Here is a 14449-nt window from a genome sequence, read left to right as displayed (position 1 = left end):
CTTAAACCGGCTGGCGCAGGGCGTCGGTGGCAGCAACCTGCTCGGTTTCCGCCGCACCGGCCTCGCGCCACTCGCGCAGCGCCGGCAGCGCCAACAGCGCTTGCAGGTACTCGCCGGCAACGCCTTCCGCGGCCACGCCATAGCCGTCGAAGCGTACCGCTACCGGCGCAAACATCGCATCGACGATGCCGAACTGGCCAAACAGGAACTCCCCACCCGTACCGTATTGCCGGCGCAGCTCGCTCCACAGCGCGCGGATGCGGTTGATGTCGGCCTGCGCGGCGGCGTCCCAGCGGTAGCCGTCCGGCTGGCGGCGGCTGTTCATCGGCAGCTGGCTGCGCAACGCGGTGAAACCTGAATGCATTTCCGCCGCGGCAGCCCGCGCCACGGCGCGCTGGGCCAGATCGGCCGGCCAGCCGCGTCCGCCCAGCCAGCGCTCGTTGGCGTATTCGCAGATGGCCAGCGAATCCCAGACCTGCAGCGCACCATCACGCAGCGCGGGCACCTTGCCGGTGGGCGAATGCTGCAGCACTTCGCTGGCAAAGCCCGGCGTATCCAGGGCCAGCCGTATTTCGTCGAAATCCACCCCGAAATGGCGCAGCAGCAGCCACGGGCGCAGCGACCAGGACGAGTAATTCTTGTTGCCTATCACCAGAACGGGGCAGTCCATCAGTGCCAATCCACGGGGCGGGAGGCTCCAGCATAGCCCCGTCCCGGCAGCCAACGCCCGGCTCGGCTAAACTTGCGGTTTACTTCAATACACTGCGTCCCCCCATGTCCGAGAACACGCCTGCTGTCGCTGCCACGCCGGAAAACGCTCCCGAAAAGCGCGATTTCATCCGTCAGATCGTCCGTGAGGACCTGTCCAGCGGCAAGCACACGGCCATCAAGACCCGCTTCCCGCCCGAGCCCAATGGCTACCTGCACATCGGCCATGCCAAGTCGATCTGCCTGAACTTCGGCATCGCCGGCGAGTTCGGCGGCGTTTGCAACCTGCGCTTCGATGACACCAACCCGGCCAAGGAAGACCCGGAATACGTGCAGGCCATCCAGGATGACGTGCGCTGGCTGGGCTTCGAGTGGAACGAGCTGCGCCACGCCTCGGACTACTTCGATGCCTATTACCTGGCCGCACAGAAGCTGATCCGCGACGGCAAGGCCTATGTCTGCGACCTGTCGGCCGAGGAAGTACGCGCCTACCGCGGCTCGCTGACCGAGCCGGGCCGCCCCTCGCCGTACCGCGAGCGCAGCGTCGAGGAGAACCTGGACCTGTTCGCGCGCATGCGTGCCGGTGAATTCGCCGATGGCGCCCGCACCGTGCGCGCCAAGATCGACATGGCCAGCGGCAACATCAACCTGCGCGACCCGGCGATCTACCGCATCAAGCACGTCGAGCACCAGAACACCGGCAATGCCTGGCCGATCTACCCGATGTACGACTTCGCGCATGCGCTGGGCGACTCGCTGGAAGGCATCACCCACTCGCTGTGCACGCTGGAATTCGAAGACCACCGCCCGCTGTACGACTGGTGCGTGGACAACGTCGACTACGCCCACGACAACGCGCTGACCCAGCCGCTGGTCGACAAGGGCCTGCCGCGTGAGGCCGCCAAGCCGCGTCAGATCGAGTTCTCACGCCTGAATATCAACTACACGGTGATGAGCAAGCGCAAGCTGATGGCGCTGGTCACCGAAAACCTGGTCGATGGCTGGGAAGACCCGCGCATGCCGACCCTGCAGGGCCTGCGTCGTCGTGGTTACACCCCGGCGGCGATGCGCCTGTTCGCTGAGCGCGTTGGCATTTCCAAGCAGAACTCGCTGATCGATTTCAGCGTGCTCGAAGGCGCCCTGCGCGAAGACCTAGACAGCGCCGCCGCACGCCGCATGGCGGTGATCGATCCGCTCAAGCTGGTGCTGACCAACCTGCCGGAGGGCCACGAAGAAGCCCTCACCTTCAGCAACCATCCGAAGGACGAAAGCTTCGGCAGCCGCGAAGTGCCGTTCTCGCGCGAACTGTGGATCGAGCGCGAAGACTTCGCCGAAGTGCCGCCCAAGGGCTGGAAGCGTCTGGTCCCGGGCGGTGAAGTGCGCCTGCGCGGCGCCGGCATCGCCCGCGTCGATGAAGTGATCAAGAACGATGCCGGCGAGATCGTCGAGCTGCGCGGCTGGCTGGACCCGGAATCGCGCCCGGGCATGGAAGGCGCCAACCGCAAGATCAAGGGCACCATCCACTGGGTCAGCGCCCAGCACGCGGTGGAAGCCGAAGTGCGCCTGTACGACCGCCTGTTCTCGGTGGCCAACCCGGACGATGAATCCGACGGCAAGACCTACCGCGATTACCTGAACCCGGAATCGCGCAAGGTCGTCACCGGCTACGTCGAACCGGCCGCTGCACTGGCTACGCCGGAGCTCAGCTACCAGTTCGAGCGCACCGGCTACTTCGTCGCCGACCGCCGCGATCACACCCCGGCCAAGCCGGTGTTCAACCGCAGCGTGACCCTGCGCGATACCTGGTCGGCCTGATCCGGATGGGCGGGGTTACCGGCTGACAGCCCGGTAACCCCCTGCTCACATGGGACGCGGCTACCATGGCCGCGTGCCCAGAACAGGATTCGCCCATGTTCCGTCTGTCACTGCTGCTCTGCCTGCTGCTCGCGATCACCGCCTGCAGCTCACCGGCCGCCACTGCGCCGGTCACTTCGCAAACGCCCGCGCCAGTGGCTGCCAGCGAACCATCAACACCTGCCAAACCCGCTGCCACGCCTGTCGTGGTCGACAGCAGCTGCAAGGTCGATGCCGATTGCACGGTGAAGAACGTCGGCAACTGCTGCGGTCAGTATCCCGCCTGCGTCAACGTCAACAGTCCCACCGACCCGGCCGGCGTACAGGCCAGCTGCCAGGCCAAGGGCATGATGAGTGTCTGTGGTTTCCCTGAGATCCAGGGCTGCAGTTGCGTGCAGGGCAAATGCGCAGCAGCCGGCAGCAACGATCCGCTGCGCCAACCGATGAGCGAGAATCCCGCACCGGCGCGCTGAGTAGCGCTCAGCGCGGCTTGGGCTCCACGCTGCTGCGCCAGGCATCGAGGAATTGGCGGCGCTTGAGCGCATCCAGATACACAAGCAGCCCCGGCCCAAGCTGGATCGGCCGCCGGTTCTGGCCGGGATCACTGTCACCACCGCCGTTGCGGATGATCGGCATCAAGCGCGCCTCGCGTGACAGCACCTGCTGGCCCCGCGCCGACAACAGGTAGTCGAGGAAGCGCTTGGCTTCGGCCGGGTGCGGGCTGTTGCGCGGAATCACCGCCGTACGCAGCACCACCAGGGTGTAATCCTCCGGCTCGACGATGCCCAGGGGCGCACCGGCATCGATGCGCGCCTGCGCATACGAGCCCAGCACGTTGTAGACCAGCGACAGCTTGCCGCTGCTGACCTGGTCCAACAGCACGCCGGTACGCTCCTCGCGCACCACGCCGTTGTCACCCAATGCGCCCAGCAAGGCGCCGGCGATGCTGCCGCGCTGAGCGTCCTGGGTCGCCAGCAGATAGCCGACACTGCTGCGCTCGATATCGTAGGTTCCGACCTTGCCGCGCAGCGGTGCGCCTTCGGCACGCAGCAGGTCCAGCAACTGGCGGCGCGTGTGCGGCACTTTTGCGGCTGGCAAGGTACGCGTGTTGTAGACCATCGCCACCGGCTCGTAGCTGATGCCGAAGGCTTCATTGCGCCACTTCGCCCACGAAGGCACAGCCTCCGTCTGCGGCGAACGATGCGGCAATGCGTGGCCATCGTTGACCAGCTTGGTCTGCAGATCCATGCCGCTGGAAATCAGCAGATCAGGCGTGGTCGCGGTGTTGCGGTCGCGCAGGAAACGCGCGTACAGGTCCTGGGTAATGATGTCTTCGTAAACGACTTCCGTGCCCGGATGCAGGCGCTGGTAATCGGCGATCACCACCGCGAACACTTCGATATCCGTGGTGCCGTGGATGCGCAGCTGCTCGGTCGCCACGCCCTGCGCTGGGAAACGCTGTACATCACCCGGCGCAGCGTGCAATGACGGTGCCAGCAGCAGGCCCAACAACAGGATCAACAAGCGGCTCATGCGGCATGCCTTGGCAGATGGATGGTGGCGACCAGACCGCCTTCGGGCCGATTGCTCAGGTCGATGCTGCCGCCATGGCTTTCAACCACGCGCTTGACGATGGCCAGGCCCAGACCGGCACCACCGGCAGGCGCGTTCTCACCACGTCCGAAGCGTTCGAATACCCGCTCGGCATCGGCGGCGCTGATACCGGGACCGTGATCGGCGATGGTCAGCACCGCCTGCGTGTCCTGCACGGTCAAGGCAATCTGCAGCGGGCCGTCGCCGCCGTATTTCATCGCGTTGTCGATCAGGTTCTTGATCGCCTCGCGCAACAGCAAGGCGTCGCCGTTGACCTGCACCGCGCCGGTGGTGATCGCCAGCTGCACGCGTGGCGCCGGGCCGGCCTGCGGCAGTGCTTCGTGCAGGGCCTGGTGCACCGTTTCAGCCAGATCCAATGGCGTGAAGCGCTGCAGGTTGGAGCGATGGATGACGCTGGCATCGCTGAGCAGCTGGTTCAACAGGCGACTCATATGGGTGGCGTTGCGCTCGATCGCACGCAGGCTGCGCTGCATGTCCTCGGGCTCTTCTTCGTCCAGGGCGAGCTGCGCCTGTGCGCGCAATGCCGCCAGTGGCGTGCGCATCTGATGCGCGGCTTCGGCCATGAATGCGCGCAGGGTTTCGTTGCTGCTGGACAGGCGCTCCATGAAACGGTTCAAGGCACCGACCATCTGATTCATCTCACGCGGTACGCGCGTATCCAATGGCTTCAGGTCAGATGGCTCGCGTCGCGACAATTCGCGTTCCAGCCGTACCAGCGGACGGAACGCACGGTGCACGCCGAATGCCACCAAACCCAGCAACAAGGCCGACAACACGCCGATGGCGATCAGCGCGCGGTTGACCATTTCCTGCGCCAGCGCAGCGCGCGCGCGGCGAGTCTGGCCTACCTGCACCTGCACTTCGCCCTGCGCGGACGCGGCAGCAAAGCTGCGTTTGACCACCACGAAGCGCACGGTTTCGCCGCTGTACTCGGCGTCGAACAACTGCGGTTGGCTGCCAGTCTTGCGCGGTGCGAGAGGTAGATCCTCATAACCGGTGATGGTCAGGCCACGGCTGTCAGCAACCCGGTAGAACACTCGGTCCTCCTCGGCCATCGACAACAGGTCCAAGGCCGCATACGGCAGATCCACCTGCCATTGGCCATCAACCAGCGCTACCGAGTCGGCGATGGACAGCGCCGAAGACACCAACAGGTGATCGTAGGAACGATTAGCAGCTCGTTGCCCGTAATCACGCGCTGCAAACAACAACGCCACCGCGAATACCGCCAGCAACGCGCCCAGATACAGCATCAAGGTGCGCCGCAATGAACCGGAGGCGTGGATCTCAGCCGTTGCCATCGCTACCGCCGTCGCTGGCCTCCAACATGTAGCCCACGCCACGCACGGTGGTGATGCGCAAGGGTGCGGCCACCAGCTTCTTACGCAGTCGGCCAATGTATAGCTCGATCGCATTGGGCCCGGCTTCGTCGTCGAAGCCGAACAGACCCTTGGCTATCTCATCCTTGCCGACGACCTGGCCAAGCCGCCCGACCAGGATTTCCAGCAGGCGGAATTCACGGTTAGGCAGTTCGATCACCTCACCATCAAGGGTGACCCTGTGCGCGGCATTGTCGAACTGGAAACCGCCGATCTGCACCACTTCACTGGCCTGGCCACGGCCACGTCGCAGCAGCACTCGACAGCGCGCCTCGAACTCGCGGAAATCGAAAGGCTTGCCGAGGTAGTCGTCCGCGCCCACATCCAATGCCTGCACGCGATCTTCGATGCCGTCACGCGCGGTCAACATCAGCACCGGCGTGCTGTCGCCGCGCTCGCGCATGCCCGCCAGCACGCGCAGGCCATCGAGCTTGGGAAGGCCAATGTCCAGCACCACCAGATCGAAGCTCTGGTAGCGCAGCACGCTGGCTGCGCCCATGCCATCGGCCTGCCAATCCACCGCATGGCCGTTGCGGCGCATGCGACGAATGATGGCGTCGGCCAGGTCCGCATTGTCTTCAACCAGCAGCAGGCGCATCGCGAGGGAATGTGGCGGGAAGGCGCGAATGCTAACGCGGAAGCCAGCAACGCGCAGGGGACACCACCATTGCTGCGGCGCACAAAGTGCTGACAGGCGGATGACAGCTAGTCCCCTCCAGACTGCGGCCACGCACCAGCAGGTGCCCATGTATGCCGCGCGCCTGGCGCGCACCTGGGAGGGTTTGTGGAACTGAGTGTTTTCCAAAAGCGCAGCATCGCTGCCGCTGTGCTGCTGAGCCTGGGCGCTCCGGCGCTGGCCGCAGATGACGAAGGTCCGGTCACGGCCACCATCGGCGGCCGCCTGCACCTGGATTTCGCCAGCTTCGACAATGATCATCGCGGCACCCCGAACAAGGACGACACCGAGATCCGTCGCGCCTGGCTGGATGTGTCAGGCAAGTTCTTCGTGGTCGACTACAAGCTGGAAGCCGATTTCTCCGGCGACCGCCCCGAGGCCAAGGACGTCTACGTCAGCCGCAGCTTCGGCGATGCCGGCAAGCTGACCGTGGGCCAGTTCAAGCAGTACTACTCGCTGGACGACCGCACCGGCTCCAACTACGGCAGCTTCCTGGAGCGTGGCAATGCCGGCACCAGCCTGGCCCCGCTGTACCGCCTTGGCGCCTCGTGGCAGGCCAATCCGGGCGATATGACCTGGGCCGCCAGCGTCTACAGCCTGGAAAGCATCGATGCCTGGCAGGTCAAGGGCCGCGCTGCTGGCGGCCGCGTCACCTGGGCGCCAAGTCCGGCCGCTGGCGATGTGCTGCACCTGGGCTTGTCGCTGGCCCGCGAGGCCTATGACAACCCCGGCGTGAATGGCGTTCCTGCCTTGCGCATCCGCCCACGCCCGGCCGGCCATCTGTCCGATGAAAGTCGCCTGACCCTGGTCGACTTCTCGGCCGGCCGCGATACCGACGTCAACAAGTGGTCGCTGGAATACGCACAGGTGCGCGGCCCGCTGTCATGGCAGGGCGAATTCAGCGGCGCCACCTTCGACGACGGCGCCCAGCGCGGCGAGGTGATGGCCGCCTACGGCATGCTCAGCTGGTTCGTCACCGGCGAGTCGCGCAGCTATGACCGCAAGACCGGCCGCTTCGCCCGCATCAAGGACATCCGCCACAAACCCGGCGCGTTTGAAGTCGCGCTGCGCTACGACCAGATGCGCGGCAGCCAGCACCTCGATGGTCAACCCGACCTGCGCAACGGCAGCACCGAAGCCTGGACCCTGGCCGGCAATTGGTACCTGCGCGACAACCTGCGTTTCATGCTCAACCTGATCGAAAGCCGCAACCGTAATCGCCTGACCGATACCACCGTGGACCACACCCGCGCGGTAACCGGCCGCCTGCAGTTCGATTTCTAAACGCCCCCTTCCCGTCCTGTCTCTTCTAGGAGTCTGCAGATGATGCTGACCATCCTCGGCTTCGGCATGGTTCTGACGTTCATGTATCTCATCATGAGCAAACGACTGTCGCCGCTGGTCGCCCTGATTACCGTACCCATCGTCTTCGCCCTGATCGGCGGTTTCGGTGCCGGCCTTGATGAAATGATGCTCGACGGCATCAAGAAGATCGCGCCGACCGGCGTGATGCTGATGTTCGCCATCCTCTACTTCGGGGTGATGATCGATGCAGGCCTGTTCGACCCGCTGGTGCGCATCATCCTGCGCATCGTCAAGGGCGATCCGCTGAAGATCGTAATGGGCACCGCCGTGCTGGCGATGCTGATCTCGCTCGATGGCGATGGCTCCACCACCTACATGATCACCGTGTCTGCGATGCTGCCGTTGTACCGCCGCCTGGGCATGAACGCACTGAGCATGACCTGCGTAACCATCCTCGCCGGTGGCGTGATGAACCTCACCCCGTGGGGCGGGCCGACCGCGCGTGCGGCCACTGCCCTGCACGTGGATCCGGCAGATGTGTTCGTGCCGCTGATTCCGGCGATGGTTCTGGCATGCGCCGGCATCCTTGCACTGGCCTGGTATCTGGGCATGAAGGAACGTCGTCGTCTGGGCGTGGTCGCCCTGCCGCAGGGTGGCTCGTGGATGGACGCCAGCGTCTCCGACGACAGCGATGCGCTGCCGACCGTGGAAGACGCCGAAGACACCAAGCGGCCGAAGCTGCTGTGGGTCAACTTCGCCCTCACCCTGGCGCTGATGGCGGCACTGGTGATCGGCCTGCTGCCGATGCCGATCCTGTTCATGGTCGGCTTCGCCATCGCCCTGGTGATCAACTACCCAAACCTGGCCGAGCAGCGTCGTCGCGTGGTCAACCATGCAGGCAATGTGTTGTCAGTGGTATCGCTGATCTTCGCCGCAGGTATCTTCACCGGCATCCTGTCCAACACCGGCATGGTCGAAGCGATGTCGCGCGGCTTCCTGTCGGTGATTCCGGAAGCCTGGGGCCCGTACTTGGCGGTGATCACCGCCGTGGCATCGATGCCCTTCACCTTCTTCATGTCCAACGACGCGTTCTATTTCGGCGTGCTGCCGATCCTGTCCGAAGCGGCAGGTCACTACGGCATCACTCCAGTGGAAATGGCGCGGGCTTCGCTGGCCGGGCAGCCGGTGCATCTGTTGAGCCCGCTGGTGCCGTCGACCTATCTGCTGGTTGGCCTGGCCAAGGTGGATTTTGCTGACCACCAGAAGTTCACCCTGAAGTGGGCGGTACTCATTTCCATGATCCTGATGGCCGGCAGCCTGCTGTTCGCCCTGTATCCATTGGCCGCCTGAGCGGCACCTACCTGACGCATTGGAGAGCACCATGACGCTACGTATCGCTTACGTCACCAGTGGCATGGGCAGTGTAGGCACTGCCATCTGCCAGACCCTGGCCCGCGCCGGCCACACGGTGGTGGCAGGGTGCGCGCCGGATTCACCGCGCAAGGCAAACTGGATCCGCGAACAGCGCGAACTCGGCTTTGATTTCATCGTCTCCGAAGGCAACGCCGCCGATTGGGACTCCACCGCAGCTGCGTTCGCCAAGGTGCGTGCGGAAGTGGGCGAAGTGGATGTGCTGGTCAACAACTCCGGCGGTAGCCGCGACATGCTGTTCCGGCAGATGAGCACCGAAGACTGGAACGCTGTGATCGCCTCCAACCTCAATACCTTGTTCAACCTGAGCAAGCAGGTGGTCGATGGCATGACCAACCAGAACTGGGGACGCATCATCAACATCGGCTCGGTCAGCGCACAGAAAGGCCAGATTGGCCAGGTCAACTACGCAACGGCCAAGGCCGCGATGCACGGCTTCAGTCGTGCGCTTGCAGCGGAAGTCGCCGCGCGCGGCGTCACCGTCAACACGATCTCGCCGGGTTATATCGCCAGCCAGGCGATCAGCAGCTTCCCGCCGGACGTGCTGGATCGGCTGGCGGCTTCGGTGCCGATCCGCCGCCTTGGCAAGCCAGAGGAAGTGGCTGCACTGTGTGCGTGGCTGGCCAGTGATGATGCGGCCTATGTCACCGGTGCTGACTATCCGGTCAACGGTGGCCTGTACATGGGTTGATCTTGCGACCATGGATGCAACAACCAACGCCGCGCTTTGTCGCGGCGTTTTCTTTTGGAAGCCTGCGCACCATTGCTGTCGAACGTCCGGAATTTCATATCGACTACGTCGCACTTCTGCTCGCATCTGTCCGCAAAACACCGTGGAACAGCAAAGTTTCGCGCCTGCGTAAACGAGCTTTAACAATCGTCCGACAGGCTCCTTGGACCGGCGTACACGCCGGCCTTTCCATGGACCCGGTAGACAATGAATCTCCAACGCCTCAGCTTCGCCATCACCCTCGCCCTGTGCACAAACCACGCCTTCGCCGAAGCAGCTGCCGACAGCGGTGCCTCCGCACAGACGCTGGATACCATCTCGGTGATCGGCCAAGGCCAGACCCGCCAGGTGCAGCGCATCGGCGAGGTCGACAAACAGGTGTTGCCGCCGGGCAGCAGCGGCCAGAAGATTCTTGATCGTCTGCCCGGTGTTTCCGTGCAGTCCAATGACGCCTTCGGTGCCAACGAAGAATCACAGACCATCAGCCTGCGCGGCTTCGACAAGACCCGTCTGGGCTATACGCTCGATGGTATCCCGCTCGGCGACAACAGCTATGGCAACTACAACGGCCTGAGCATCGCCCGCGCGATCATTGCCGAGAATCTGGGCGGTGCCGAGTTATCGCAGGGTATAGGCTCGCTGGGCGTGGCCTCGACCAGCAATCTGGGCGGGGCAATCCAGTACTTCTCGCAGGACCCGTCCACGGTGTTTGGTGGCCGCGCCAGCGTCACTGTCGGCGATGACAACCAGCGTCGCGGTTACCTGCGCGTGGATACCGGCGACCTGAATGGTTTCTCGGCCTATGTCTCCGGTGTGCACCAGGACGCGGACATGTGGGCCGCGCCACACCAGAACCAGACCACCCGCCAGTTCAATGCCAAAGCAGTGTGGAATGTTGGCGATCATCGCTTCGGCGCCTTTGTTGCCACCTCGCGGGCCAGCCAAGCCAACTACGCCTACCTGTCCAAGAGCATGCTGCAGCGCGGACTGGGCTATGACTGGAACATCTACGCACCAGATTGGGACCGCGCGGTGGCTGCCGCTTACTGCGCACCGGCAACCTTCGACGCCACGCGCTGCGCCTTCAGCGGCGGCGTCAACAGCATCGACGATGCCTACTACCAGAGCCGCGCCCTGCGCGACGACAACCTGTACTCGCTTGATGCCAGCCTTCGTCTCGGTGACGAGCTCAACCTCAAGCTTTTGGCCTATCACCACGATAACCGCGGCCAAGGCCACTGGTGGGCACCGGGCCAGGCGTCGAATCCGGGCACCGACCATATGCTGCCGATCTCGATCCGCAGCACCAACTACACCATCGATCGTCAGGGCCTGACCGCTGCGCTGTCATGGAATGTCGGCATCCACGAACTGGAAGCTGGTCTGTGGTTCGAGCAGAACGACCACAACGTCGAGCGCAACTTCTATTACATCGACGGTCCGTTCCTCGACGACACCTACCTGAAGAATCCGGACCGCCGTTTGTTCGACCAGGACTTCGACATCCGCACCCGCCAGTTCTACGTGCAGGACCGCATGCGCTTCCTCGATCAACGCCTGACTGTGGATATCGGCATCAAGAGCCCGAACACCCGCATGCGTGCTATCGCAAAGCCGGGCACCGAGCAGAAGCTCGCGTCGGGCACGCTTACCGCCAAGGAATCGCTGCTGCCGCAGCTGGGTGTGGGCTTCAAGCTCAACGCCAACAACGAGCTGTTCGCCTCGTATGCAGAAAACATCGCCGCCTTCGTCGGCGGCGGCAGCGGCGGCCCGCTGCAGGTCTCGCCCGAATCCTTTGCCGCCAGCGCCGGCCTGGAGCCGGAGAAGTCCAAGACCTTTGAAGCCGGCTTCCGCAGCTTCGGTGCCAGGTATCAGGCATCGCTGGCGGCATATCACGTGATGTTCGACAACCGCCTGCTCTCGCTCAACCCCTGCACCAGCATTGAAGTTGGCACGCGCCCGGAATGCATCACCCGTTTCATCAACGTCGGCTCGGTGAAGAGCCAGGGCGCGGAATTGACTTTCATCCTCAAGCCGACGCAGGGCCTGCAGTGGTACAACGCGCTGTCCTGGAACAAAACCACCTACGAGGACGACTACATCTCCGGCGGTGCCATCGTGCCAGTCGCCGGCAAGATCACCGTCGACACCCCGCAACGCATGGCCTCCAGCGAACTGAGCTGGAACCGTGACGGCTGGTTCGCCAGCCTGCGCGGCAAGTACACCGGCAAGCGTTACTACACCTATACCAATGACCAGTCGGTACCCGGCGTGACCACCTTCGATGCCGGCGGCGGTTACAGGTTCGGCCCTGGTCTGGGCCTGCAGAACGTCAAGGTGTCCTTGAACGTCACCAACCTGAGCAACAAGCGCTACGCCGGTCAGCTCAGCTCGTTCGCCCCGACCGACCCCAACGGCACCCGCTACGCCATCCACGCCAGCGCCCCGCGGCAGATCTTCATGACGGTGGGCGCGGAGTTTTAAGCGCTTCGCTCCCTCCCTTTGGCCGAAGGCCAAGGGGAGGGTTGGGGAGGGGTGCTCTTCGCGTCAATCCTGAAAATTACAAAGAAAAGCCAACCCCCTCCCACCCTCCCCCTTGGCTTCGCCAAAGGGGAGGAGCTGAGCGTGGCTCCGCTCCAGTTCCGCGCGCACGGCAAATCCCCACACCTGAACAACCCCCACCAGCAAACCCGCCCCAGCCCCCCAGTCCGCTAAACTGACCGCCGTTTTTTGCCATAACGCCGGTCATCATCATGCTGCACGCCCAGGTTCACCTCACCCTCCCCGTCTGGATCCACGACGCCGTCGACTGCGACCGCGCCTATACCAGCGATGCGGACAAGGTAGCGTTGGCCATCGAGCTGTCGCGGCTGAATGTTGAACACGCCAGCGGCGGCCCGTTTGGCGCAGTGGTATTCGGCCCCGACCACAAGGTGATCGCTGCTGCCGTGAACCGCGTGGTGCCGCATGCCACCTCGTTGGCACATGCCGAAAACATGGCCTATATGCTGGCCCAGCAGAAGCTCAACACCCCGCGCCTGAACGCGCTGCTGTCGCCGATCACCCTAGCCACTTCCTCGCAGCCCTGCTGCCAGTGCTACGGCGCCACCGTCTGGGCCGGTATCGACCGCCTGCTGATCGGCGCCTGCGCCGCCGACGTGGAAGAACTCACCCCGTTCGACGAAGGCCCGCTGCCCGCCGATTGGGCCGGCGAGCTGAACAAGCGTGGCATCGAGGTCGTGCAAGGCATCAACCGCGACGACGCCCGCGCCGTGCTGCACAGCTACGGCAAGAACGACGGTGCACGCTACTGATACAAAGCCCCTCTCCCGCCTGCGGGAGAGGGGTTGGGGTGAGGGTCCGGCAGTTCTCATGCAGTCTGCTACCGAACCGCGACCCACCCTCATCCGCCCCTACGGGGCACCTTCTCCCAGCGGGAGAAGGAAGCCCACCCGCAACAAACCAAGGATTTCCATGACCGGCCTGCTCTGCTACTGCCGCCAAGGCTTTGAACCGGAACTGGCCGGCGAATTGAACGACCGTGCCGGTCACGCCGGCATTGCCGGCTACGCCCGTACCCAGCGCAACGACGGCTACGTGGTGTTCGTCACCGACGAGGCCGAAGCACTGGACCAGCGCCTGCCCTGGCGCGAGCTGATCTTCGCCCGGCAGAAGCTACGCGTGCTGGCCGAACTGCCGCAGCTCGATGCCAGCGACCGCATCACCCCGATCATCGCCGCGCTGGAAGGCCAGCAACGGTTTGGCGATCTGTGGGTGGAGCACCCTGACTCGGACGCGGGCAAGCCGCTGGCCGGCCTGGCCCGCGCCTTCGGCAATGCGCTGCGCCCGGCGCTGCGCAAAGGCGGCCTGCTCACCGACAAGCCCAACGGCAAGCTGCCGCGCCTGCATGTAGTGTTCGTCGATGGCACGCATGCCTTTGTCTGCGTCTCCGACACCCGCGACAGCGCACCATGGCTGCTGGGCATTCCGCGCTTGAAGCTGCTGCCGGATGCACCTTCGCGTTCGGCCTTGAAGCTGGAAGAAGCCTTCATGACCCTGCTCACGCCGGAAGAGCGTGAAGCACTGGTGGTCCCCGGCATGCGCGCAGCTGACCTGGGCGCTGCGCCCGGCGGTTGGACCTGGGTGCTGACCCGTCAGCACCTGCGCGTCAACAGCATCGACAACGGCCCGCTGCGTCAGCATGTGCTGGATACCGGTCTGGTCGAACATCTGCGTGCCGATGGTTTCCATTGGCAGCCGGAAACGCCGCTGGACTGGATGGTCTGCGACATGGTCGAACAGCCACGCCGCGTTGCCGAGCGCATGGGCACCTGGCTGCGCGAAGGCTGGTGCAAGCACGCCATCTTCAACCTCAAACTGCCGATGAAGAAGCGCTGGGATGAGACCCGCCTGTGCCTGGATCTGTTTGCCGAGAAGGCCGACAAGCCGCTGACGATCCGCGCCAAGCAGCTGTATCACGACCGCGAGGAAATCACGGTATTCGTGACCCCGCGCCCCAAAGGCTCTTGATCTGAAGCCCCGCTCTTGATCGAAAGCCCCTCTCCCGTTCACGGGAGAGGGGTTGGGGTGAGGGCAGCCTTTGCTAGCGCTTCAAGCTTGGGCATTACCTGTAGTGGGGGGGGGGGGGGGGGGGGGGGGGGGGGGGGGGGGGGGGGGGCGGCGCCGGGGGGGGGGGGGCGGGGGGGGCGGCGGGGCGGGGGCGGGCCCGGCGCCGGGCCCGCGCCGCGCCAC

At 64.5% G+C, this 14449-nt stretch carries 12 protein-coding genes; 8 read left to right on the top strand and 4 right to left on the bottom strand.

Annotated features, from left to right (window positions below):
• Position 1: 1 nt before the first annotated feature.
• Positions 2-670 (bottom strand): glutathione S-transferase family protein, encoded by a 669-nt coding sequence (locus ACVOLR_RS15800; RefSeq protein WP_481537279.1) that lies wholly within the window; start codon positions 668-670, stop codon positions 2-4.
• Positions 671-774: 104 nt separating this feature from the next.
• Between ACVOLR_RS15800 and ACVOLR_RS15795 the strand changes: the two genes are divergently transcribed.
• Positions 775-2523, top strand: coding sequence for a glutamine--tRNA ligase/YqeY domain fusion protein (locus tag ACVOLR_RS15795; protein WP_481537278.1), 1749 nt, complete (start codon positions 775-777; stop codon positions 2521-2523).
• A 95-nt stretch (positions 2524-2618) separates the two neighbouring features.
• On the top strand, positions 2619-3035 hold the full coding sequence (locus tag ACVOLR_RS15790; RefSeq protein ID WP_481537277.1) for a hypothetical protein: 417 nt from the start codon (positions 2619-2621) through the stop codon (positions 3033-3035).
• 7 nt (positions 3036-3042) lie between these two features.
• On the opposite strand, the gene ACVOLR_RS15785 is transcribed toward ACVOLR_RS15790, so the two are convergent.
• Genes ACVOLR_RS15785 through ACVOLR_RS15775 form a run of 3 tightly spaced genes read right to left on the bottom strand, consistent with a single transcriptional unit; the run spans position 3043 to position 6153 of the window.
• Positions 3043-4095, bottom strand: a complete 1053-nt coding sequence (locus ACVOLR_RS15785) for an ABC transporter substrate-binding protein (RefSeq protein WP_481537276.1) — start codon at positions 4093-4095, stop codon at positions 3043-3045.
• Positions 4092-5477: a sensor histidine kinase N-terminal domain-containing protein gene (locus ACVOLR_RS15780; protein WP_481537275.1), complete on the bottom strand. Its 1386-nt coding sequence runs from the start codon at positions 5475-5477 to the stop codon at positions 4092-4094. The genes ACVOLR_RS15785 and ACVOLR_RS15780 overlap by 4 nt, the downstream gene beginning before the upstream one ends.
• The gene (locus ACVOLR_RS15775) at positions 5464-6153 is read right to left on the bottom strand and encodes a response regulator (RefSeq protein ID WP_481537274.1); all 690 of its coding nucleotides are present in this window, start codon (positions 6151-6153) and stop codon (positions 5464-5466) included. Before ACVOLR_RS15775 ends, ACVOLR_RS15780 begins: the two co-directional genes overlap by 14 nt.
• 192 nt (positions 6154-6345) lie before the next feature.
• Here ACVOLR_RS15775 and ACVOLR_RS15770 point away from each other — a divergent pair, with 192 nt between their 5' ends.
• The 6 genes from ACVOLR_RS15770 to rlmM all read left to right on the top strand — a co-directional run bounded on the left by ACVOLR_RS15770 (position 6346) and on the right by rlmM (position 14227).
• Positions 6346-7515 (top strand): OprO/OprP family phosphate-selective porin, encoded by a 1170-nt coding sequence (locus ACVOLR_RS15770; RefSeq protein WP_481537295.1) that lies wholly within the window; start codon positions 6346-6348, stop codon positions 7513-7515.
• Positions 7516-7557: 42 nt separating this feature from the next.
• Entirely contained in the window at positions 7558-8886 is a 1329-nt protein-coding gene (locus ACVOLR_RS15765) for a CitMHS family transporter (RefSeq protein ID WP_312914076.1), read from the top strand.
• 31 nt (positions 8887-8917) lie between these two features.
• Entirely contained in the window at positions 8918-9658 is a 741-nt protein-coding gene (gene phbB / locus ACVOLR_RS15760) for an acetoacetyl-CoA reductase (RefSeq protein WP_481537273.1), read from the top strand.
• A gap of 246 nt (positions 9659-9904) precedes the next feature.
• Positions 9905-12181: a TonB-dependent receptor gene (locus tag ACVOLR_RS15755; protein ID WP_481537272.1), complete on the top strand. Its 2277-nt coding sequence runs from the start codon at positions 9905-9907 to the stop codon at positions 12179-12181.
• 269 nt (positions 12182-12450) lie between these two features.
• Positions 12451-13011 (top strand): nucleoside deaminase, encoded by a 561-nt coding sequence (locus ACVOLR_RS15750; RefSeq protein WP_481532396.1) that lies wholly within the window; start codon positions 12451-12453, stop codon positions 13009-13011.
• 160 nt (positions 13012-13171) lie between these two features.
• Positions 13172-14227 (top strand): 23S rRNA (cytidine(2498)-2'-O)-methyltransferase RlmM, encoded by a 1056-nt coding sequence (gene rlmM, locus ACVOLR_RS15745; protein WP_481537271.1) that lies wholly within the window; start codon positions 13172-13174, stop codon positions 14225-14227.
• Positions 14228-14449 lie beyond the last annotated feature (222 nt).

The sequence above is a fragment of the Stenotrophomonas sp. STEN030 genome (assembly GCF_056759995.1).
Note: the sequence above shows the minus strand (reverse complement) of the source record. Positions and strands in the feature narration are given on the sequence as shown.